This is a genomic window from Sporocytophaga sp., assembly GCF_017745095.1.
Lineage (GTDB): Bacteria > Bacteroidota > Bacteroidia > Cytophagales > Cytophagaceae > Sporocytophaga.
In genome coordinates this window covers 208,613-231,480 of sequence record NZ_JAGHZZ010000006.1, presented here as the reverse complement: position 1 = coordinate 231,480, position 22,868 = coordinate 208,613, and the positions used below count along the sequence as shown (strand labels likewise).

Here is a 22,868-nt window from a genome sequence, read left to right as displayed (position 1 = left end):
GTGCTTATAGGGGATAAGGTTTCAGATTATATAATGTATTTTTAATATTCAGAAGATAATGAAATTTTCTAAAAATTCATACTGGATTCAGTCGGGTATATATACGACCCTTCAAAAGTTTGCCATCATATTTTTTAATTTTGGCGGGTTCTACTTTCTTGTAAGGACATATTCAAAAACAGAGTTTGGTATTTATGCTCTGTTTACAACAATATTTTATCTGATCGAAACTGCGAGAGCAGGATTGATAAGAAACTCTCAGGTAAAGTTTTTAGCCTCTGAACCTGAAGCCGAACATCCGTTTATTAATACTGCTTCACTGGTAATGAATGTTGTATTTACGCTGGCTACCTCAGTTATTATTGTAGCTATTGCATCCTACCTTACAGAGTTATGGAAGGCACCTAACCTGGATGTAATGCTCTATTATTCTTTGCTTACTTCTTTTGCTTTGATTCCCTCAACTCAATTTGAATTTATACAACATGCAAGGGGAGACTTTAAGGGCGTTTTTATCGCAACGATTGCGAGATACGGAACTATTTTCCTTTTCATTTTAATAAGCTACCTCATAGATTTCGAATATAGTTTGGTTACTCTTGTAAACGTTCAAACAGTTGCTGCCCTGATCGGGTCTCTGGTAAGTTATCTGGCAGTGAGGAAAGGGCTTGAGTTTTCTGCTTCGTTAAGTAAAGAATGGTTTAATAAAATTTTTCACTACGGTAAATATACCTTTGGCACAAATGTGAGTGCTATGGTAAATAAAAATATAGATCAGGCAATGCTGGGATCTATGATATCTACAGCCTCTGTTGCAACATATACAGCTGCATTGCGTATCTCTACACTTATTGAAGCTCCTACTTTATCTGTGGCAACAATTGTATTTCCGCAAAGCGCTAAAAGAATGCAATCTGAGGGCCCTTCAGCTGTAAAATATTTATATGAAAAATCAGTTGGAATCCTCATAGCAATCATGCTTCCTGCGATGATATTTGTTCTTGTCTTTCCTAAGTTTATTATTCAGGTAATAGCTGGAGATAATTATCTGGATACCGTGCCGATCCTGCAAGTGACAATCATTTATAGCTTTTTTGTGCCTTATGCCCGTCAGTTTGGAACTGTGCTGGATTCTATAGGAAAGCCCAAAGTTAACTTCTATTTTGTAATCTTCGGAGCATGTTTGACCGCACTGTTTAATTACTTGTATATTTCCCGGTTTGGATTGATAGGAGCTGTGTATGGAACATTAACCACGTATGCAATAGTATTTACCCTGAATCAAATTATATTAAAAAGATTATTGGATATCAGGACAATCAATACATTCATGTATGCCAGAAATTTTTATATAGATGTTTTTAACATCGCAGTTACAAAGATGAAGCTTGGGGGATTGCAGATTAATATAAAAAACTGATTTATGAATCGTGATTTAGACATTATCTTTTTTGCCCTGCCAAGATGGGATGGTAATTATTCATCAACTTCATATTCTTTAGCAAAAGAGTTTTCGAAAAACAATCGGGTGTTTTATATTGACAATCCGTTTACTATTAAAGACTTTATTACACAGAATAGAAGCCCCAAAATTCAAACGAGAAAATCTGCTTTAATTTTTGGTAAAAACATATATAAAAAAGTTAAGGGGTTATCTGATAATTTTACAGCAGTTACACCTCCATTAACAATACCCAATAATTTTCTTCCTTCAGGGTATTTTTATGATGCTTTGTCATCCGCGAATGACAAGCTGATTTCCATGACCATATCGAGGATCATAAAGGATTATGATGTAAAGAAGTATATCTTTATAAATTCCTTTAACCCGTTTTATGTCAGACAACTTCCTGAAAAGATAAGGCCATTACTAAAGATTTATCAAACTGTAGATGATATTGCTCAGAGTGGCTATACTTCTAAGCATGGGCCAAGGTTAGAAAAGAATGCAGTCGCTTCTGCTGATCTTACACTTGCTACTTCTCAGCAATTGACAAAACTCATGAAAGCATACTCTTCAGATGTTCATTACCTTCCAAATGCAGCTGATGTTGAATTATTCAAAACTGCTGCATACAGCAAGCTAGATCAGCCAAATGAATTGGAAGGGAATAACAAAAAAGTGATTGGTTATGTAGGTAATCTTGATAAGCTGAGAGTAGATTACTTGCTACTGAAAAAAATCGCAGAATTTCATAAGGATAAAATCCTATTGCTTGTAGGGCCTAGTAAATATGAAACCTATAAGGACTTTGGTCTGGATAAATATCCTAATGTTGTCATTACCGGAGGAAAAAAACTGGAGGAATTGCCGGGCTATCTTCAAAACATTAATTGTGCGATCATTCCTTTCGTGTGCAATGATCTGACAAAAAGTATTTATCCGCTTAAAGTGAATGAATATTTGGCTACAGGCACACCTGTGGTTTCATCTAGATTCTCTGATGATATCAACGATTTCAGAGATGCGGCATATTTAGCAGACACGCATGAAGAATTTCTGAATAAAATTGAAGAAGCTATAAAAAGCGACAATGAGGAAAATAGAAAGTTCAGAATTCAATTTGCAGAGAAAAATACATGGTCGGCAAGAGTAAATAGTTTTTGGGAAATCGTAGACCCTTATATAGAAAGTAAATAATCAGATAAAGGAAATTGCAATGAAAAAAAAGGAGGAAAGAGAAAATGAAGCTTTTAATAAGGCTCTAGAGAAGTTTATGATTCTTTTCTGCCTTGTTACCTGTGTATTTTTCTTTATTAAAATATTATTCTTTTGATGATGGAAGGATTATTAAAGGAAAAGTTGGGTGAAGCAAAAGAATGGTTTACAAGAAAAGCCATTATTGAAAAATTTAATAATGTACCAGGATATATATTGCTGGCATTTTTAGCCATTTCTTTTGCTTTTATTGTGAGCAAAGGTGGTCTGGTGGCAGGTGCGGTTATGCTGTGTCTGATAGTGGGGGTACCAGTGATATTTACATGCCTTTTTCAACTTGAAATCGGGGTTTTTATAGTTTTAATACTCTCATTTTTCATATTAACAGTACTTCGATTTGTCAATGCTCCATTAGGTTTAACAATGGATGCGTTGATTTTTTTAATGTTTTTCGGACTTTTTATAAAACAAACCAGAGAACGCGACTGGAGCTTTGCAAAAAATCCTATCAGTTACGTGATTTTGGTTTGGATTTTCTATAACCTGATTCAAGTGCTCAATCCTGGCGCAGCCTCACGTCTGGCTTGGTTTTATACCATAAGAAGTATGGCGGGTATAATGGTATTATTCTTTATTGCATTATATTCCTTTAAAACAATCGATCATGTTAGCATTTTTATTAAGATCTGGCTGTTCTTGTCGTTCTTAGCAGGAGCTTACGGAATATTTCAGGAGGTGCATGGTTTAATGCAATTCGAGTTGGATTGGATTATGGAAGATGAACTGAGGTATAATTTATATTATAATTGGGGGCGCTTCAGGAAATTTTCATTTCTCAATGATCCGACAACCTTTGGAATTGTAATGGGATTTTCAGGGTTAGCTTGCTTTGCCCTGTTGGCTGGTCCCTTTTCTGACTTAAAGAAGATTTTATTGACAATAGCAGGATGTACAATGCTTAATTCAATGATTTATTCCGGGACAAGAACAGCCTATGCATTGGTACCTGTAGGTTTTATGTTTTTTACTTTGCTTACATTCAGAAGAAATATATTAATTATTTCAGGAATAATATTTTTTCTTGGGACTGTAATAATTATTAGCCCTATAAAGAGTTTAGGGCCATTAGGGTCCAACAGTCTGACTAGGATACGATCAACTTTTCAATTTGAAGAGGATCCGTCTTATAATGTAAGAGCAGTTAACCAAAAAAATATTCAACCTTATATCCAAACTCATCCTCTTGGGGGAGGATTGGGTAGTGTAGGAGTTTGGGGACAACGTTTTTCACCTAATTCGCCCTTATCAGACTTTAAGCCAGACAGTGGATATATGAGAGTTGCTGTGGAAATGGGATGGATAGGTTTAATTATAAATCTATGTGTTTTTTTTACAATTCTAAAAGTTGGAATTAAAAATTATTATAGTGTTAAAGATCCAAAGATAAAAGCATATCTAGGAATGATTTTGACGGTTGTATATAGTCTTATCGTCGCGAACTTCCCTCAGCAGGCAATAACAATTTATCCTACTATTGTTATATTCTATGTACTAATTGCTCTATTAGTGAAATTAAAAGAACTTGATGAAGCATTAAAAGTAGGATAATTTTTAGTTTTTAGGTGAAAATTATTTAATTTTATAAGATATCATAGAATAATGAAGAGGATATTTTTCTTGGTTTTGTTGATGCTTTCAAATCTTTCGTTTGCTCAAACGATTAATTATAACAGGGAATTCTCTGCTCAGGACTCATTATTTGAAGAGCAGTTAGTTGATATTGCCTGGAAAAATTATCCGGAAAATGAAGAATTCAGATTGCTTTTGGAAAAAAGCAGAAAAGAGGTATATCCAGAACAAATGCGCTTCACCCGTAATCTGAGACTTACTTATAATTTCAATAACAAAGTGTTGGGAGATGGTACCATAAGTCAGAAACCAATTTTTGGTTTGGGGGTTAGCTTAGCTATAGGTGATTTATTATTGCTGCCTAACACATCCAAGCAGGCTAAAAGGGATGTTGCAATTGCGGAGACAAGACTTAATACTCAGAGGCTATCAATAAGAAGTGAAGTTCTGAAAAGATATTATACTTATGTGCTCGCACTCGATTTGCTAAAATTGAGAACAGCAAGTTATGAAGATGCGGCCTTAATGAATAAAATAGTTAAGGAAAAGTATAAAGGTGGAAAAGCCACTTTAAATGAATTTAATGAATTTGATGCTATCTATAATACGAAATTAGAAGACTTATTAACTCAAAGAACCCAGCTGGCAATCGCCAAATCCTCATTGGAAGAATTACTGGCTATGAAAATTGAAAATATTCCAGGTTATAAGGAAATGCTGGAGCAGCATAAGTAGAACCCCATTTTTTTCGGGCGTTTATCTTCAATATAAAAAATTTAATTTTTCAAAGACAAAACTTCATATTCCTTATATAATGCAATATTCTTGTTGTGCTATTCATGTGACGACATAGATTAAGTAGTGTAATATTTTTGTTATTTTTTTTAAAAAATGAATGTGTGGAATATTTCCACAGATTGTAAAAAAACTAGTTTTATAATTTATCGACGATTTATAACTTTTAATCGGAGTAAGAATTAGGCGATAAAATCATGGTCATCTCTTATATTTTAATTTATTTTATCTATGTTAATTGTTGTTTTGTCTAATAAATAAGTTTATTAGTCTATTTTTTTTATTTGTCATTTCTTTTGCTTTTGACTTTAATTTGTTGATTATTAATTGGTTTTAATTAATATTTTGAATAAAAGGTGGAAAAATTAGGATAGGATTTATGTTTAGTACGTAAATAGTTAAAATTTCTAAGTTGGATTATTTTTTTTCAAGGATTAGTACTATTTGTCTTTTTTTTCGACGAATAATTAAGATAATGTAATTTTTGTATTAAAAAGGGGAGATATTGAAGGTATGATAGATCTTACTTTTGTCTTATCGGGACATATTATAAATTTTTAGATTCAATCATTTTAAAATTTTAGTTTGAAAAAATCAATTTTCACTAAACGTTTACAAAACTTTATGAAAAAATTTTTATTCTTCATCCTCTGTTTCTGGGGGGTAGGTATTATCCATTCCAAGGCGCAGTATAGCGGAATTTCCTGGAGTTGGAATACAAAAGCGTTTGATTCTCTCTTCTTTAAAGGGTCAGCTGCGGTAGAAAACTATACAATGCCGTACAGGTTATTGAAGCCTTTAACTTATAACCCATTAGATCAGGTGACGCGATATCCAATGGTGATAATGTTACATGGGAAAGGCGAGGGGATGAGTACAGATTGCAGTACACAAAGGGGAATAAATATTTGTCAACTTGGTTGGGGTGGAAAAATGGAGCTGGATTCCGTAGGGAAGTATCCGGCTTTTTACGTTCATCCACAAACGTTCGGAGGAGGTTGGTCTTCTTCTGATGGTAGTGGTGATTACTCTGTGACACCCGAAAGACCAATGGCAGTTTTGGTCGAACTTTTAGATTATCTGTTCAGAACTTATCCTGTAGATATAAATAGAGTATACATCCACGGATTATCCGGTGGTGGACAAGGTGTATGGGAAATGTTATTCAGATACCCTGGTTTATTTGCAGCTACATCACCTCATAGTGCTACAGGAAATTTATATTTAGCTAATAATATCATTTATAATCCGATATGGACAGTTCAAGGACAGCTTGATACCAATCCTCGTCCTGAGAATTCGATTAAAATGATGGACTCGTTAAGAAAATATGGAGCTTCTCCTATTCTTACTTATGACGCATCAACCAATAAACAAATTTGGCCAGTAGTTAAAAATGTGGCTGGTAATCCTATTTATACTTATGTTCCAAACGTTGGCCACGATGCATGGACAACCTTATATAATAGTCCGGTTTGGTTAAATTGGATGTTTTCACAAAGCAAGCTTAAAATTAAAGTTTGGAACAATGGAGATTTAGGTATTTGCCAGAATATAAATGACAGCAGATTGTTAGGTATTTCACCTGGATACGAAGCGTATGAGTGGAGAAAGGATGGAGTTGTTATTGCTAATGCTAATTCTAATACATATTCAGCTGCTGAACCTGGGGCTTATTCTGTAAGATTTAAGCAGAAGAAATATTACTATAGTGGAGAAAGTGTTTGGACAGACTGGTCAGAACCAGTAAATATTATTTTTAAGGCTCCTACTGCTCCGGTAACTATAACTCAGTTTAGCAGTATTGCTCTACCATCTCTTGATGGTAAAACATCTGTTTCACTAGGTGCTCCTGCAGGATATTCTTATTTATGGTCAACAGGAGCAACGACACAAAACATTACAACTTCTACAGCAGGTTCCTATACTGTAAAAGTTACCTCTCCTGGAGGATGCCAAAGCGAAGCTTCAGCACCAGTATTAGTAACAGTAGGTAATCAACCTAATACACCAATAGCACCTGCTAATCTCACAGCTGTTGGAACTTCTACTAAAAAGATTAAACTTTTTTGGGAAGATAAATCCGATAATGAAAATGGATTTGAGATCTACCACGCAACAACTTCAGGTGGGCCATACATATTCAGAAAGGTTGTACCTGCCAATACTGTAACTTATGAAGATGACCTGCTAATTCAGGATAAAACATATTATTATAAAATAAGAGCAATAAATAATAATGGAGGTTCGACATATTCTTTAGAAAAATATGGAAAAACTTCTCTGGATAATGTTATTCCGACCACTCCTCTTAATTTAACTATCACTGCTAAAACAAGTACAAGTGTAAGTTTAACTTGGACTGCAAGTACAGATAATTATGGCCTGAATAAATATCTTATTTACGCTGGTAATACAGTAATTGCAGAGGCAAATGCATCTCCATTTACAGTAACCAACCTTAATAGAGATACTTATTATGCAATTACTGTAAGAGCAATAGACAATGCAGGGTTGTTGTCAAACCCAAGTAATCAGGTTTCCTTCTCTACTAATCTTAATGGATTAGATTATTCTTATTATGAAGGTAACTGGACTGTGCTTCCTGATTTCAGCACACTTACCCCAGTGAAGACAGGTTCTGTAACTACATTTTCTTTAACTCCGAAAGTAAAGTCTGATTATTTCGGATTTAGATTTACAGGATATATTAATATAACTACTGCCGGTACTTATACTTTTTATACAAATTCTGATGACGGTAGTAAACTTTATATCAACAATAATCTGATTGTTAATAATGATGGCGCTCATGCACCACAAGAAAAATCTGGTACTGTAACTTTACCTGTTGGTAAACATGCTATCAAAGTAGATTTCTTTGAAATAGGTGGTGGCGAACAATGTGATGTAAGTTATTCTGGTCCTGGTGTTACCAAAATGATTATACCAAGTTCTGTATTGTTTACAGGAACAAGTGCTACTGCATCTACACCTCCGGCGGCTATAACCTCATTATCAGCTGCAGCTGTGAGTTCTTCTAAGATTAAAGTTACATGGACTAATTCTGCTCCAAATGTAAATTTTGAATTATATAGAACAAACTCTGGAGGTACTACCAATACGCTTATTTATACAGGGAATGCATTGACATTTACTGATAACGGATTAAGTGCATCGACGAAATATTACTATAAAGTAAGATCTATTACTCCAAATGGGGAAGCTGCTTATCCTACAATCGTTAACGCAACTACAACTGCCAAACCTGCAGCACCTAGTAATCCAGGTTCTCTTGTAGCACAGGTATTATCTTATTCTCAGGTTAAATTAACCTGGACAGACTCTAATAATGAAGATAATTTTGTTATTGAAAGAGCTGAGTATAATTCAAATAACTTCACAGTTATAGATAATGTTCCTGCAAATACTTTAACATATACAAATACTGATCTTGAATCTAATACTTCATTTTATTATCGTGTAAGAGCACAAAATGATGGAGGTTATTCAGGCTATACTTCTATTGTTAATGCAGTAACATTGGTAAACATCCCTCAGGTTCCAACTAACCTTGCAGCTGATGTGAAATCTGTTTTGAAAATTAACCTTTCTTGGAAGGATAATGCTACTAATGAAGATGGATTTATTCTAGAGAAAAGTTCTGACATAAATTCCGGATATGTGCAATTAGCTGCATTACCAGCAAATACAACTACCTATACGGATGGTGGTGTTGAAGGGGCAACTTATTACTATAGATGGAAGGCGTATAACGCGCATGATGGTGTTTCAGGATATTCAGCTGTGCTTACAGTAAATGTTCCTCAGGCTCCTTATGCTCCTAATGCCGGAAGCTGGAGAATTGCTGCTGTCGAAGCTGCTGATAATGGTGATGATGCTAACTTTGTTACTTCACTTAAGAATAAGCAGGATTATCTAACGAAACTTACAGTTACACCAGGTGGTACAAGATCTGTTTCTGTTAAACTCCCTGTTATGACAAACGATGGAATGTTTGTATTTAACATAGAGAATAACATTGAGTCTGTACCTGTAACAGCATTTACATCTGATAATTCAACAAATGGTGTAGATGGAACCTGGACAGCAGTTGCTAGCCCTTATGTATCTGCATTTGAAAATGACCTTCAAAAGTTTGATATTCCACAGGCTTATGGTGGAAAGTGGATAAGACTTTCATTTACAAATAATTTCACAGGAAACGTATTGCTGAAAGAATTTGGTCTGTATCAGTTTTCTCAAACAGGAAGAGATAATTATTTCTTGATCTGTGGTGCTTCTATTGAGGAAGCTTGGGGAAGTCATAATGAAGTGAAAAAAGAGATTGAGGCAGCATTTCCTGGTCAGGGTTATGAGCCTGTAATATTCAATATCTCAGTTAGTGGTCAGAATGTAGGAGGATTGGCTTCAACAATTGATGCAATTCTTGCGAGACACCCTCACGCTTCGTATGTATTTATACATCAGGGAGGAAACAACGTTACGCCAAAGAGACCTCTACTTTATTCAGACCTATACAGCTCTTATACAAAAACTCAGTTTGTAGCTCAGTTCAATAAGATAGCTGAATCAATTATAAACGCTGGAAAACTTCCGTTCTTCTCAAGAATCTCTTACCGTGATTATAAAACTGATCCAAAAGTTAATGGTGGTTTGAACCAGGAAGTAGGTTCGTTACCTTTCAATATTTTAGTTGATAATATAATAAAGAAGTATACTCCTGAACTTTACAATTTTGCAGAGAAAAAGGGAAGGTTAGATATGTACGAACTTACTCTTAATAATCAGGGAATACTTACTCCTTATGATGGAATTCACCCATTAGTTGGTCAAACTGATAAATTTATTAAGAACTTTGTAAACAACACTGTTAAATATATTTATAAAGGAGTGTGGAATACACCAACTCCATATACAGAATTTGTACCAAACTTATACGCTAAAGCTACGACAGCTGTAGAAGCTGCTGAGTATAGCTATAAAGGTATTGACTGGTACAACGCGAGAATTCTTACAGAGCAGATCGGAAATTCTTCAGTAAGAGTTCCATTGCTTCAGAGACTTGAGGCTATTGATACAAACTACGTACCTCCTGTACCAACAATACCTAATGACTTGGTAGCATCGGCTATTTCATATAATAAGATCAATCTGACATGGAGTGATGCAGCTAATAATGAGCTAGGCTATGAATTATATAGATCTTCTACTCCTACAGGTACATATACTAAAGTTTTAATTTCGGAAAGAAATGTTACTTCTTACTCTGATTCAACTTTAAATCAGACTACTACTTATTATTATAAACTAAAAGGATTTAACAAGGGTGGCTCTTCAGTATTTTCAAATGTAGCATCTGCTACTACATTGGTAAAACCATTTATCAATACACCTCCTAAGTTTACAGCAATTGTTAACCCTACTGTAAAGGAAGCAAATACTTTAGTTATTGCGATTCAAACAAATGACATTGATCCGGATCAAATTACACTTAAAGGTTATGGAATTCCTTCATTTGCAACATTTGTTGATGATCTTAATGGTAAAGGAAGGATTATTGTAAATCCTGGATTAACCGATGCTGGCACTTACAATATCTCATTGTCTTCTAATGATGGTCAAGGTGGAAAGGATAGCATATCTTTTGTCTTGACTGTTACTAATAATGTAACAGAGACAACTGTTTACAAAGTACATACTGGAGGACCTTCAATAAGTACACCTCCTTTCGATTGGGCTGCAGATACTAAAGAAGTTCCGTCTCCATATTTGGATCCGGCTACCCAGAACCTGACTCAGACTTATACATTTAATGCGGTTAACAGAACTGATGCTCCAAATTCAATGTATTCAATGTATAGATATGTTCAGAACAATGTTCCGATGCAATATAATTTCCCGGTTTCCAATGGATATTATAAAGTGAAGTTATATTTCTGGGCTAGAGTAACAGGTGTTGGACAAAGAGTGATGAACATTAAGCTTGAAAACACTCAAATGTTAACAAACTTTGACGTTTATGCAGAAGGTGGAAATGATCCCATCATGAAAACTCTTTACGTAAATGTTACAGATGGTATTTTAGATCTTGACATTGTAAGAGTTACAGGTAATTCTGTTATTAGTGGAGTAGAAATAGTTAAAGTTGAAGAACCTGCTCCAAATCACAATCCTGTAATAGCACCTATTGCTGATCAGGTATTAAATATTTTTAATAGCGTGAGTGTTGCAATCAACACAAGCGATGCTGATGGCGATATTGCTTCTCTTTCCGTTTCAGGACTTCCTTCTTTTGCTTACTTCATTAATAATGAAGATGGAACAGGAAGCATATTATTTAATCCTTCAGTCGATAATGTAGGTAACTATGTTTTAGTAGTTAGTGCTAACGATAATAAGGGTGGAATATCAACTAAAGCGTTTACAGTAAATGTTAGTACTAGTGCTCCTGTAAATCATAACCCTGTAATTGCAGACATTGCACCACAAAGTGTTACAATTCCAAATGTACTTGCATTCGGGGTTTCTGCAACAGATGAGGATTCAGATCCAGTTACCCTTTCAGTTACCGGATTACCGTCTTTTGCTACGTTTACAGATAATGGAAATGGAACTGGAAATGTGGTTGTTACCCCTGGTACAAGTAATGCAGGAGATTATACATTAACATTAACTGCTGCTGATAACAATGGTGGCATAGCTACTCAGAACTTTACAGTAACCATTAATCCTGCACCAAATCAGAATCCGGTTATTTCTCCTCTGTCACCTCAGACGGTTACAATACCAAATGCTTTAATTGTAGGTCTTTCTGCAACTGATGCAGATGGAGATGCAATAACCTTGTCGGTAAGTGGTCTTCCATCATTTGCAACCTTTACAGATAACTTAAATGGAACAGGATCTATTGTATTAAATCCAGCAGCGGGTAATGATGGTTCTTATGAAGTTACTTTAACTGCAACAGATAGCAGAGGTGGAACAGCTACGCAAGCTATATCAATAGTAGTAAATGCTCCAGTTAATCATAGTCCAGTAATTGCTTCAGTTGCACCTCAGACAGTTACTATTCCTAACAGTCTTACAGTAGGAGTTTCTGCAACAGATGTAGATGGAGATGCGGTTACATTCTCAGTAAGTGGTCTTCCTTCATTTGCAACCTTTACTGATAATTCAAATGGAACTGGATCAATTGTATTAAATCCAGCAGTAGGCAATGAAGGTTCTTACGAGGTTACCTTAACTGCTACAGATAGTAAAGGTGGTACAGCAGCCCAAATTATTTCCATAGCAATAAATGCAGCTGCAGTTAACAATAATCCAGTAATAGCATCAGTTGCACCTCAAACAGTTACTATTCCTAACAGTCTTACAGTTGGAGTCTCAGCAACAGATGAAGATGGAGATGCAGTTACATTCTCAGTAAGTGGTCTTCCTTCATTTGCAACCTTTACCGATAATTCAAATGGAACAGGATCTATTGTTGTAAATCCAGCAGTAGGCAAAGAAGGTTCTTATGAAGTAACTTTGACTGCTACAGACAGCAGAGGTGCTACAGCTTCTCAGGTAATTTCGATAGCTGTAAATGCACCGGTTAATCATAATCCAGTAATTGTATCAGTTGCACCTCAAACAGTTACTATTCCTAACAGTCTTACAGTAGGAGTTTCAGCAACAGATGAAGATGGAGATGCAATTACATTCTCAGTAAGTGGTCTTCCTTCATTTGCAACCTTTACCGATAATTCAAATGGAACTGGATCAATTGTGTTGAATCCAGCAGTAGGCAATCAAGGAGCTTATGAGGTTACCCTAACAGCTACAGATAGCAAAGGTGCTACAGCATCTCAGGTAATTTCGATAACAGTAAATGCCCCGGTTAATCATAATCCTGTAATTGAAGGAGTTGCACCTCAGACAGTTACTATTCCTAATAGTTTAACAATAGGAATTTCTGCAACAGATCTAGATGGCGATGCACTGATCCTATCTGCTAGTAATTTACCTTCATTCGCTGTATTTACTGATAACTTAAATGGAACAGGAAATATAGTTGTGAATCCGACTTCAAATACTGAAGGTTTGTACAATGTGACAATTACTGCAAATGACAGCAAAGGCGGAGTTGTTTCGGAAGTAGTTACAATTCTAGTAAATGCTCCAGTCGTGCCTGTAAACCACAATCCGGTTATAACTCCAATAGCCGATAAAACAGTAGTCGCTCCAAATACTCTGGTTGTTAATATATCGTCAACTGACCAGGATGGAGATGCAATCACATTATCGGTAACAGGGTTACCTTCATTTGCTACATTTACAGATAACTTAAATGGAAGTGGAAGTATAACTTTAGCGCCAGCAGCTATTAATGCAGGAACATATAGCTTCACTGTAAAAGCTACAGATTCTAAAGGCGGTTCAGCAACTCAGCAAGTTTCAGTTACAGTAACAGCTCCAGTCGTGGCCGATCAGCTTCTTTACAGAGTAAATGCCGGAGGAGCAGTTATTTCAGATCCTGTATTAAGTTGGATTGCAGATAAAAATACAGCTCCATGTGCATATTTAGATTTGGTTGCTAATAATACCAATTTGGTTGCAACTGTAACTTATTCTGGAATCAATAACACAGATGCACCATTAGCTTTATTTGGAACTTACAGATACAGCACTACATTGCCACTTCAGTATAATTTCCCAGTTGCGAATGGAAATTATAAAGTGAAGTTATACTTCAAGGCAAATGCTACCAGCCTTAACAGCAGAAAAGCATCTATTGCTTTGGAAAATGTGGTAGTTGCTACGAACATGGATTATTATGCAGAAGGCAGTGGTGATTTCCCATTCCAGAAAACATTTGTTGTTCATGTAAGTGATGGCGTTCTTGATTTAGATTTGATCAGAGTTAGTAGTAACCCATTGATCAATGGAATTGAAATCTTATCTACAAGTGAAAATCCTCCTGTTAGATTTGCTCAATTTGCGTCATCATCTGCAATAAGCAATAGTCTTAATGTAAGTCTTTCACCGAACCCTGCATCTGATATTCTAAATGTAGAGTTTAATGAGGAAATTGACCAGCCTGTTAAGATTTCATTGATTGATGAGATGGGTAAAGTTGCGATTGAAATTCCAGCAGAAACATACTCAATGGGATCAGTTCGATTAGATCTTTCTAACTTGACCCCAGGAATGTATCTGGTGAATGTAACAACTGAAGACGGAAAAAATAAAGTATTGAAGGTTATCAAAAGATAGATTCAGTCTTAGATTTAAATTAATGCCAAAGCCCGGAAGTTTATACTTCCGGGTTTTTTGTTTTATTGTAATTTAAGCTGTTCTAATAGCTTCTATTGATTCAATAATTAGCTATAATAAAAATTAGTCAGGAGAGAGAAGGGGCAAAAAAAAGCCTGAATTGTAATTCAGGCTTTCTATAATTTTTTTAATTAATATTCAGTTTTCTCTTTAGTTCTCTTATATACCTAAAAGTCCTGATGGAAACTTTGAATCTGGTCTTTATACTGCCACCACCTTTGGCTTCTCCGAATTTTCGTGTCTTAAATACAACAGGAATTTCATAGATAGTCCCATACTTTGTTGCAAAATACTGAGCATAAAGATCCAGGGAAAAGTCATAAGGAGCTTTATCCTTTAGATAGGCTGTATAGAAATCTTTACTAAATACTTTTGGTTGTGCTCCTATATCAACCAGTTTAACCCCTAGCTCTGCCGAGGCTATCAGTTGCATCATATAAGTAAAAAATGCAGGCCCCAAGGCTCTGTTCTGTCTTTTACCTTTTACAAATGCTTTGGGATCATTGATTTGTTTAAACTTTTCATATGCAATAATTACATCAATAGGATCTGTTTGAAGGTCTGCATGTGTCCATGCTAAAACATTTCCTTCTGCTGCATTTAATCCTGATAGTATTCCAAATCCATATCCCTTATTAACATCAACTTTTACAGATCTGATTCTGGGATCATTGATTTTATTGAACTCTTCTATCAAAACTTCGGATGAATTATCCGTAGAACCATTATTTACTAATATAACTTCTATGTTTTGTCTGTCTTTTAATGCTTCCCTGAATAGCTTAATAATGTGAGGGATGTTTTTAGCCTCATTGTAACAAGGAACTATAATTGAAAGGTCTCTTTCAGGTAAACTCATGAACTAAATTAATTTTTCTGGTAAACTTCAATAAATGAATCGCCTTCTTTTCTAGGAGAAGGGAAGGTGTCAATCAATCTATATTTAGTACGAAGCACATCTCTTGTTTTTTCAGGATAAAAATTGTCAAGTGATGGTACTTCTTCAAATAAAATAAGATCAAATTCATTATTTAAAATTCGTTGATTCACTTCATCGACTTGTTTGTCAAACATACCTATGTTCAGATGGTACCATAGAGGAAGGTTTGTCACCGGTGTATATTTTAGCTCATAGGATAATGGAGTAAGTTCAGACATGTTAAGGACCTTTAAGTCTTGTCCTTTTTTTCCGAAATCCATTTTCATAATTTTATGAAGACCTTCAACAGTCTTTTCCGGCATAGAAACCTTGCCGAATGATTTTAATCCTGTAGTTATCCATGGGCCACTATCTACTTTTTTCTCATCTTTTACTCCAATAGCATTCCCATCAGAGATTTTTAACATCCTGCCTGCATATTTCCAAAACATTGCTGACCACCATAGGAATATGAACAAAATGAATATCGGTAGTACAGTGACTTTTTCGAATGCAATATTTAGATTAATGTTCGTGAGAAAAAACGCAAATGCAAATGCATGAAAATAAGTTGTTGTATCCGAAGGTAATCTGCTTGTAACTTTAGTAATTAAGGTCTCTGCAATAATACCAATTGTGATAAGGGCGAAGAATACTGCTTTTTTATCCTTAAGAAATGCAGATACATCCTTAAGTTTAAAAAGAATGATTAGTATGAAAATAACGATATAGAATTTCTCCCAATTTGATTCTCCAAGGAATGAATTAAGGAAGTTTATAGCTTTTAATCTTGACTGATGAGGAGGTTGACCATAGTTGAACCAATATCCGAATCCATATTTGAGAAAAGGTTTTATTACAATAAATCCTGTCAGAAAGGTAGCTCCAACATAAATAAGGATCGGTGCAATTTTCCTTTCGTAGAATAGATTTAAAATTATTAAAGCCAAGCAGAAAAAGAAAGCCAATCCGCCATAGTCTTGTTTCGTAAAGAATGAGAGGAATGTAAAAATGGATGCAAAAACTAAATAACCTATCCTGAATTTACTTTTCTCCTGAAAAATATAATGAAGCAAAAATTGGATAGCGAATAGTTCGAATACAAAAGCCGTATTGTTATACCATGGCCAGAAGAATATGAATGTATAAGAGAAGCAGAAAACCAGCGTGGAAAAGAGAATTACAGCAGGTTTAACGTTAAGTGTTTTTAATATAGTTCTGAATGACAGAAGTGAAAGTACATTGATTAAAAATTGTGCTTTCAACAAAGATGACAGAAATGGTCCAAAGATTTTGAAAAAGATAGTTGGGAATATAAAGAAGCCAAATCCTAAAGGCATTCCGAAGTCTTTAAATGGGACCTGTCCTAAATAAAGCCTGTATGAGCCTTCCCAAGTTAGGTATAAATTATCTCTGAATGGCAGAGTGAAAAATAATGGAAATATTGAAAAAGCTATGATGAAGAAAAATTCAATGAAGAAAAGTTGTCTTTCTGTAAATCTGGACTCTAACATTGTTTATATCTTGGGAATATTGAAAATTCTTTGTTTGGGTTTAAAAGGAGTAATGATGAGTGAAAGTTCATACGCACCTGTTCCTCTATAGTTTCTAGTAAGCGAAGAGGAATTAAGATCATAGCTTAATCCGATCGAATAATAGTTATTACCAAAACTTACTGTAAATATAAAAGAATCCTCTATTCTATACCACATTCCGAACCTAATCTCGTTCGGGACAAGCGGTTTCGAAGCAGGTTTATAATAAAATTTTTCGTCAAGAAGATAATAATGAAGGCTTAAGCCTAAATTAATTTGTCTGAAGCGTTCTTGCAATTGAACAATCGTATTGGGAAGAATATAAAGCCTGTCTTTTAATTTGGTTTCAAGTCCTGCATTGAATTTATAAAGTACAGGCAGTCTTTCGTCCGAGGTTTCATATATTCCTGATTTAGGTCTGTTTAAGTGATAAACTGACATTCCGACAAAGGAACTAAAATAGGCACCTCTTCGCCCATAGTTTCTTAGCGGATTAAAATAATACATTATACCTCCTGTCAGATCTGGTCTCGTACTTGTATAGTTTCTAAGGCTGACATCCAAGTGTGCATTAGGATCAATTCCTTCCGGACTATATTGGCTTCCCCACTGAAGCTGGTCATAATTAACACTTTTTTGAATAAATCCTACTTGTGCTCCTAAAAGCACGTGATGCAATGAGGCCAGCGGAAGGTCGTATGATCCATTGACACTACCTCCAACCGTTTTTAGAATCCCGTCTCCGGTTTTATCATTATTGATAGTTAAACCAATGGCTCCATATGGACTTCGTGTTTTACCGGGTCTGAAAAATGGATTTATGATAGATACCTGACTTGTAGTATAAGGAGTTCCTATATTTTTCCATTGTACCCTGTGATTCATGGAAACGGAAAATCCAGTATATGTAGCAGAAAGAGCAGGGTTAAGATATAATGCTGCAGGATAAAATTGAGAAAATTGAGCATCCTGTGCTTTACTAATTCTGGTGAATAATACTGTAGCAATAAAGAGTATGCTTATGCTTAATTTAAATTTCATTATTCTACCTGATTAATGTAATAGTACCGGATTTTTCAACTTTGTTTCCATTATCTTCCCTTCCTTTCAAAACATAGGTATAAGTATCCATCGGAGCGTTATCTCCATCCCAACCAATATTTTTGGCCTCAGCTAGATTAGTTGTGGAATAAAGAACTTGCCCCCATCTGCTGTATATGGTAAAACTAAAGTCTTCCGGTGCCAATTTTCCGTAAACCTTTATGACTTTATTTTCCGGATTTGTTTCATAAGGACTTAATGCATTCGGCACCCAATAGGATTCACGGGCTTGTAAAGCTGTATCTTTCACCAGGACTTGCACCTCTTGGGATATTTCGCAACCATTTATATCTGTAAGAATTAGTACCGCCTTATAAAGTCCTCCCTGTATAAAATTATGCGCCAGGAATTTTTCTTCTGATGTCGTTCCATCACTTAAAGACCATTCGAAGGTTTTTACTTTTAAAGGATTAAGATCTGAGGTATTCAGAAAGTATACAGAGTCCAGGGTTGTAGTTTGTATAGTGATTCCACTACCTGATTTTATAGTTTCTTTTCCAGATAGGATATCAAATGTCACTACAGGAGTTTCAATAACGGATATCGAAATGCTGGAGTTACTTTCTCCTCCTTTATTATCATAGACAGTGGCTGTAATAGTATTTGATCCGGGATCGAGATTACTGATAGATAAAGTATATGGTGCTGATAGATCAGTGCCTATCAGCTGATCGTTAACAGAGAATTCTACCTTGGTAATTATTCCATCTTCATCAGTTGAAGTGGCTGCCAGCTGTATTTCAGAACAGTAAGAGTAAATACTGTTTGAAACAGGTGAAGTGATGGTGATCTCAGGTAGCTTATTCGGATGGTTAACAGTAATCATAACTTTATTTGACGTGTCCCTCTTTCCATTACCTTCTATAACTACTGCATAAACTTCATAATTTCCCGAAACTGAATTGGTCCAAGTATATTGGTAATCGGGTGCAAAGCTCTCGCCGATTTTAATGTCATTTGCATAGAATTCAATTTTTACAACAGCATTATCAGGATCTGTGATATTTGAAGAAAAATCAATGGTTGATCCGAATTCATAAGTACTATTTATTTCAGGTGAAATCAGAGATACACTAACTGGTCTCTTGCCTACTGAAATTAGTACTGGAGCAGATGCAACTTTGGCTCCCTCATTGTCTGTAGCAAATGCTACAATTTCATAATTTCCGATTGGTGCATTTGTCCATGTATAGGAAAAGTCAGGATATGGACGAGTTGTTGTGAGGACTCCGTTAATATAATATTCTACATCTTTAATTGAACCATCAGGATCAATTGCATTAACATTTAAAGTAATAGGTTCAGAAAAGTTAAATGTCGTTCCATTGGCAGGTGTAATAATAGAAATAGAAGGTAGTTTATTACTTACTGTAATCTGGATGGTTTCAGAGTCTTCTTTGTTTAAGTTATCTATTGCTTTTACTGTTATGTTATATGTGCCGGATGGAAGGTTATTTAATGCCAAATCATATGGAGCAGAAGTAGCGGAGCCTACAAGAGAATCATTAAGGAAAAACTCCACTTTACTGATATTACCATCTGTATCTGTTATAGTGGTATTGATTAATACCTGATCATCGGAATCAAATGCCTGATTATTAGTAGGGGAGTTGATTGTAACTACAGGAGGTACATTGTATATAGTTATCGTTATCGGAGCAGATGTATTTGTTTCATTATCGTTATCTGTAGCTTTTGCCGTTATTACATAAATTCCTTCAGTTAGACTTGTCCAATTGAAAGTATATGGTTGAGCAGTGCTTTCTCCGATCTTTGAACTACCGTTGAATAATTCTACTAAGGCGACATTACCATCAATGTCAATTGCGTTGACCTCAAAGTTAATGTTTCCTGGAGTTAATGTTTGGTTGTCTGCAGGATTTATAATCGTTACTTCAGGAGGAATATTGGTCGTGACATTGACTATAATCTTAACGGCAGCAGATACATTTTGCTTTCCTAGATTGTCATAAGCAACAGCCGTAATGCTGTAAGTGCCATTCTGAACATTTTCCCAAGTAAATGAATAAGGGCCGTTTAGGTCTTCTCCTAATATAGTTGTACCATTATAAAAAACAACCTTACTGATAGAACCGTCACTATCCAGAGCCTCTGCTGTGATTTCAATATCCGCGTCAGTTTCATATACAGATAAGTTGGCAGGAGAAGTGATCTTTATAGTCGGAAGGTTATTTACAACTGTAATATTTATAGTCTTAGTAGAAATCGCTCCAGCGTTGTCTGTGGCTTTTACAGTTATTGTATAGCTTCCTTCAGGAACATTATTCCAGTTTATACTGTATGGAGCTGCATTGTCAGAGGCAAGCAGGTTGTTATTGTTATAGAAAAACTCAACTTTAGAAATGATGCCATCCTCATCAGTAGCTGTGGCTTCCACGGTGATATTAGATCCTGGAGAAAACTTTGCATTGTTTAAAGGTGCTGTTATATTTACAATAGGAGGTGTATTGGTAATTGAGAACTGAATTGGAAGTGAAGTTGCAGTACTTCCGATATTATCGGTAGCTTTTGCCGTAATGGTGTAAGTACCAAGAGGGATATTCTTCCAGAGAAAAGAAAAAGGAGTAGTGGTTGATTCTCCAATTTTTGTAGTCCCATTGAAGTATTCGACCTTAATAATACTACCATCTGCATCGGTGGCATTGACCTTTAATTCCACATCAGTGCCGAAAGGAAAAGAACTGTTGTTAGTTGGAGCAACAATGCTGATGGTTGGTAATGTATTGGTGACTATCACTGTGATGGCAGTTTTAGTTATACCTCCATTATTGTCTGTAGCTTTGGCAATGATTTTATAAGTCCCGGTAGATAGAGGAGTCCAGGAAACCTGATATGGACTAGTAGTTGATGATCCTATCAGGATTGTGTCTTTATTATTTATCGTATAATAAAATTCAACTTTAGTAACAGAGCCATCACTATCTGTTGCGTTTGCTTCAATATTAATTGATTTACCAGCGGCAGTGCTACTATTATTTGCTGGTTTAGATATTGTTATCGAAGGCAAAACATTTTTAACTATAATAGTAATTGTTGAAGAAGCAGTGCTGCCTCCATTGTCTGTTGCTACTACTTTGATTGTATATGTACCTTCCTTTGTCGTAGACCAGTCAAAACTATAAGGAGAAGATAGGTCTTCACCCAGTTTAGTTGTGCCATTATAGAATTCAACTTTGGTTATTAAACCGTCGGGATCACTTGCATCAGCTTTTATTGATATAACAGAACCGGGTGTAAAAACAGCGTTATTCAAAGGTTGTGTAATCTTAACAATAGGAGGTATGTTCCCGAATTCATAAGCTCCCATGTCGAATGCAGCTCCGGATGGCCTGGGAGCAAGATCAAAATCTTTTGTAATACCAAACGAAGTTAAATCTTTCCCTTTGTCAATTGCAGGGGAAGCAGATTGTAAGTGGACATTAAAAGGAGTTGATCCGCTTACAAACTTTACATCTTCGATTGTGTTCGTCAAATAATTATTGGATTCCTCAAATAAAACGACATCTCCAGCTCTTTTTAATAGACTTCTGCCGGTACCAACCTTTGCAATGATATTGTTATATACCCTTTTTGGACCACCTCCTGGTCCGAAAAAATTAAAACCATCCAGACCTGCATTAATAATCGTATTGTTAAAGAAATTATAATAACCAATCCTTACCACAGCAGGGCCATCCCAGCATACAAAGCCATACTCCTGCGGGTTGATAATTACATTGTTAAAAATATCCTGATTACCCATAGCGTGGTTTTGGATACCATTGCCGGTACCATTTTCTATCCAGTTGTTATAGGCTTTTCCAGTGGTTCCTTCTCCAAGTAGAAGCCCTTCATTCTGCGATTCTTCATTTCGCAAACCATAATTTCTTATAGTATTGTTATAAATTTCACAATCCTGGTCTGCATTTTTGATCTGAATACCATCAAATCCAGTATTCTCAGTGATATTGTTATAAACTCTTGCGCCAACGATTGAATGGGAATGTACTAAAATGGTGCAGGAAGTAGAGGGATCATTTTCACAAGGACAGGTCATAGATTTTTCCTTGTACCATCCATATCCCATATAGATACCTTCGCCCCCAGTATTGTGTATATAATTATCATGGATGATGGGGTTGTACATAGTCCATACACCTCTTTCTGCAGATCCATCGCATAATGGATTTGTTTTTGCTCCAATGCCCGCAAATCCTGCAGTATCAGATGTAGGGTTCATACTTGCACCGGCTACTTCAATATAAGCAATTTCAAAATTCGTGGTGAAGTCTTTTGCATCCAGAAAAAAATTGTTTTTGTTTCTTGCTGTAACTTTAAAGCCATATTTTATAGAAGGATCGCCGTTGCCAAGGAATTTAAAGTATTTTGAATTACGAAATATAACACCATATTCTCTTGTATCTATTACAGTTTGTCCACCACAGTTTTTGATGATGATGGGTTGACTTTCAGTACCAGCAAAATTTGATATGATAATCCCTCTGGAATATTGGATATTCTTAAAGCAGAATACATTTCCTGGTTTTATTTTTATGTCATTTGCATTAATTGTCCAGGCGTTGGTTAGTGATATTTCTACACCTCCTTTGCTTAGTACTTTACCATTGGCTTGTAAAGTGAAATCGCATCCGCAATCCTGAGCAGATAAGGAATTAAATGTGCTTAGCAGGATGCATATTAGTAATATCAATGAAGATTGAAATTTCATGTTAAAAGTGCAATTAGAAAGAGGAGGAACAAACAATTGGAGCAATTTATAAACACTTCCTCTATAAAGGGTTTATATTTTTATATTTTTTATTCAATTAATTACATTGACTTAAAGATATTACTTTTGTTTTATCTTTTCAATAACAGGCTTATACGAGAA

At 35.4% G+C, this 22,868-nt stretch carries 9 protein-coding genes; 5 read left to right on the top strand and 4 right to left on the bottom strand.

What is annotated here, in order from left to right:
- Positions 1–58: 58 nt before the first annotated feature.
- The 5 genes from J7604_RS11375 to J7604_RS11355 all read left to right on the top strand — a co-directional run bounded on the left by J7604_RS11375 (position 59) and on the right by J7604_RS11355 (position 14,362).
- Entirely contained in the window at positions 59–1,420 is a 1,362-nt protein-coding gene (locus J7604_RS11375; protein ID WP_293895760.1) for a flippase, read from the top strand.
- Positions 1,421–1,423: 3 nt separating this feature from the next.
- Positions 1,424–2,641, top strand: a complete 1,218-nt coding sequence (locus J7604_RS11370; RefSeq protein ID WP_293895757.1) for a glycosyltransferase — start codon at positions 1,424–1,426, stop codon at positions 2,639–2,641.
- Positions 2,642–2,776: 135 nt separating this feature from the next.
- On the top strand, positions 2,777–4,267 hold the full coding sequence (locus J7604_RS11365; RefSeq protein WP_293895754.1) for an O-antigen ligase: 1,491 nt from the start codon (positions 2,777–2,779) through the stop codon (positions 4,265–4,267).
- A gap of 51 nt (positions 4,268–4,318) precedes the next feature.
- Positions 4,319–5,023 (top strand): TolC family protein, encoded by a 705-nt coding sequence (locus J7604_RS11360; RefSeq protein WP_293895751.1) that lies wholly within the window; start codon positions 4,319–4,321, stop codon positions 5,021–5,023.
- A gap of 684 nt (positions 5,024–5,707) precedes the next feature.
- Positions 5,708–14,362 (top strand): Ig-like domain-containing protein, encoded by an 8,655-nt coding sequence (locus tag J7604_RS11355; RefSeq protein ID WP_293895748.1) that lies wholly within the window; start codon positions 5,708–5,710, stop codon positions 14,360–14,362.
- Between the two features lie 187 nt (positions 14,363–14,549).
- On the opposite strand, the gene J7604_RS11350 is transcribed toward J7604_RS11355, so the two are convergent.
- From J7604_RS11350 to J7604_RS11335, 4 genes are read right to left on the bottom strand one after another with little or no spacing between them, the layout of a single operon-like run.
- Positions 14,550–15,281 carry a glycosyltransferase family 2 protein gene (locus tag J7604_RS11350; RefSeq protein WP_293895745.1) on the bottom strand — a complete coding sequence of 244 codons (732 nt, stop codon included), beginning with the start codon at positions 15,279–15,281 and terminating at the stop codon, positions 14,550–14,552.
- 8 nt (positions 15,282–15,289) lie between these two features.
- Positions 15,290–16,855, bottom strand: a complete 1,566-nt coding sequence (locus tag J7604_RS11345) for a hypothetical protein (RefSeq protein WP_293895743.1) — start codon at positions 16,853–16,855, stop codon at positions 15,290–15,292.
- Positions 16,856–16,858: 3 nt separating this feature from the next.
- Positions 16,859–17,917: a PorP/SprF family type IX secretion system membrane protein gene (locus J7604_RS11340; protein WP_293895740.1), complete on the bottom strand. Its 1,059-nt coding sequence runs from the start codon at positions 17,915–17,917 to the stop codon at positions 16,859–16,861.
- A 4-nt stretch (positions 17,918–17,921) separates the two neighbouring features.
- Positions 17,922–22,706 carry an Ig-like domain-containing protein gene (locus J7604_RS11335; protein ID WP_293895737.1) on the bottom strand — a complete coding sequence of 1,595 codons (4,785 nt, stop codon included), beginning with the start codon at positions 22,704–22,706 and terminating at the stop codon, positions 17,922–17,924.
- Positions 22,707–22,868 lie beyond the last annotated feature (162 nt).

Excerpts from the sequence above, each read along its gene's own strand:
- J7604_RS11355 (WP_293895748.1), top strand. The coding sequence starts at position 5,708 with ATGAAAAAATTTTTATTCTTCATCCTCTGTTTCTGGGGGGTAGGTATT.
- J7604_RS11360 (WP_293895751.1), top strand. The coding sequence starts at position 4,319 with ATGAAGAGGATATTTTTCTTGGTTTTGTTGATGCTTTCAAATCTTTCG.
- J7604_RS11370 (WP_293895757.1), top strand. The coding sequence starts at position 1,424 with ATGAATCGTGATTTAGACATTATCTTTTTTGCCCTGCCAAGATGGGAT.
- J7604_RS11340 (WP_293895740.1), bottom strand. The coding sequence starts at position 17,917 with ATGAAATTTAAATTAAGCATAAGCATACTCTTTATTGCTACAGTATTA.
- J7604_RS11375 (WP_293895760.1), top strand. The coding sequence starts at position 59 with ATGAAATTTTCTAAAAATTCATACTGGATTCAGTCGGGTATATATACG.
- J7604_RS11345 (WP_293895743.1), bottom strand. The coding sequence starts at position 16,855 with ATGTTAGAGTCCAGATTTACAGAAAGACAACTTTTCTTCATTGAATTT.
- J7604_RS11365 (WP_293895754.1), top strand. The coding sequence starts at position 2,777 with ATGATGGAAGGATTATTAAAGGAAAAGTTGGGTGAAGCAAAAGAATGG.
- J7604_RS11350 (WP_293895745.1), bottom strand. The coding sequence starts at position 15,281 with ATGAGTTTACCTGAAAGAGACCTTTCAATTATAGTTCCTTGTTACAAT.
- J7604_RS11335 (WP_293895737.1), bottom strand. The coding sequence starts at position 22,706 with ATGAAATTTCAATCTTCATTGATATTACTAATATGCATCCTGCTAAGC.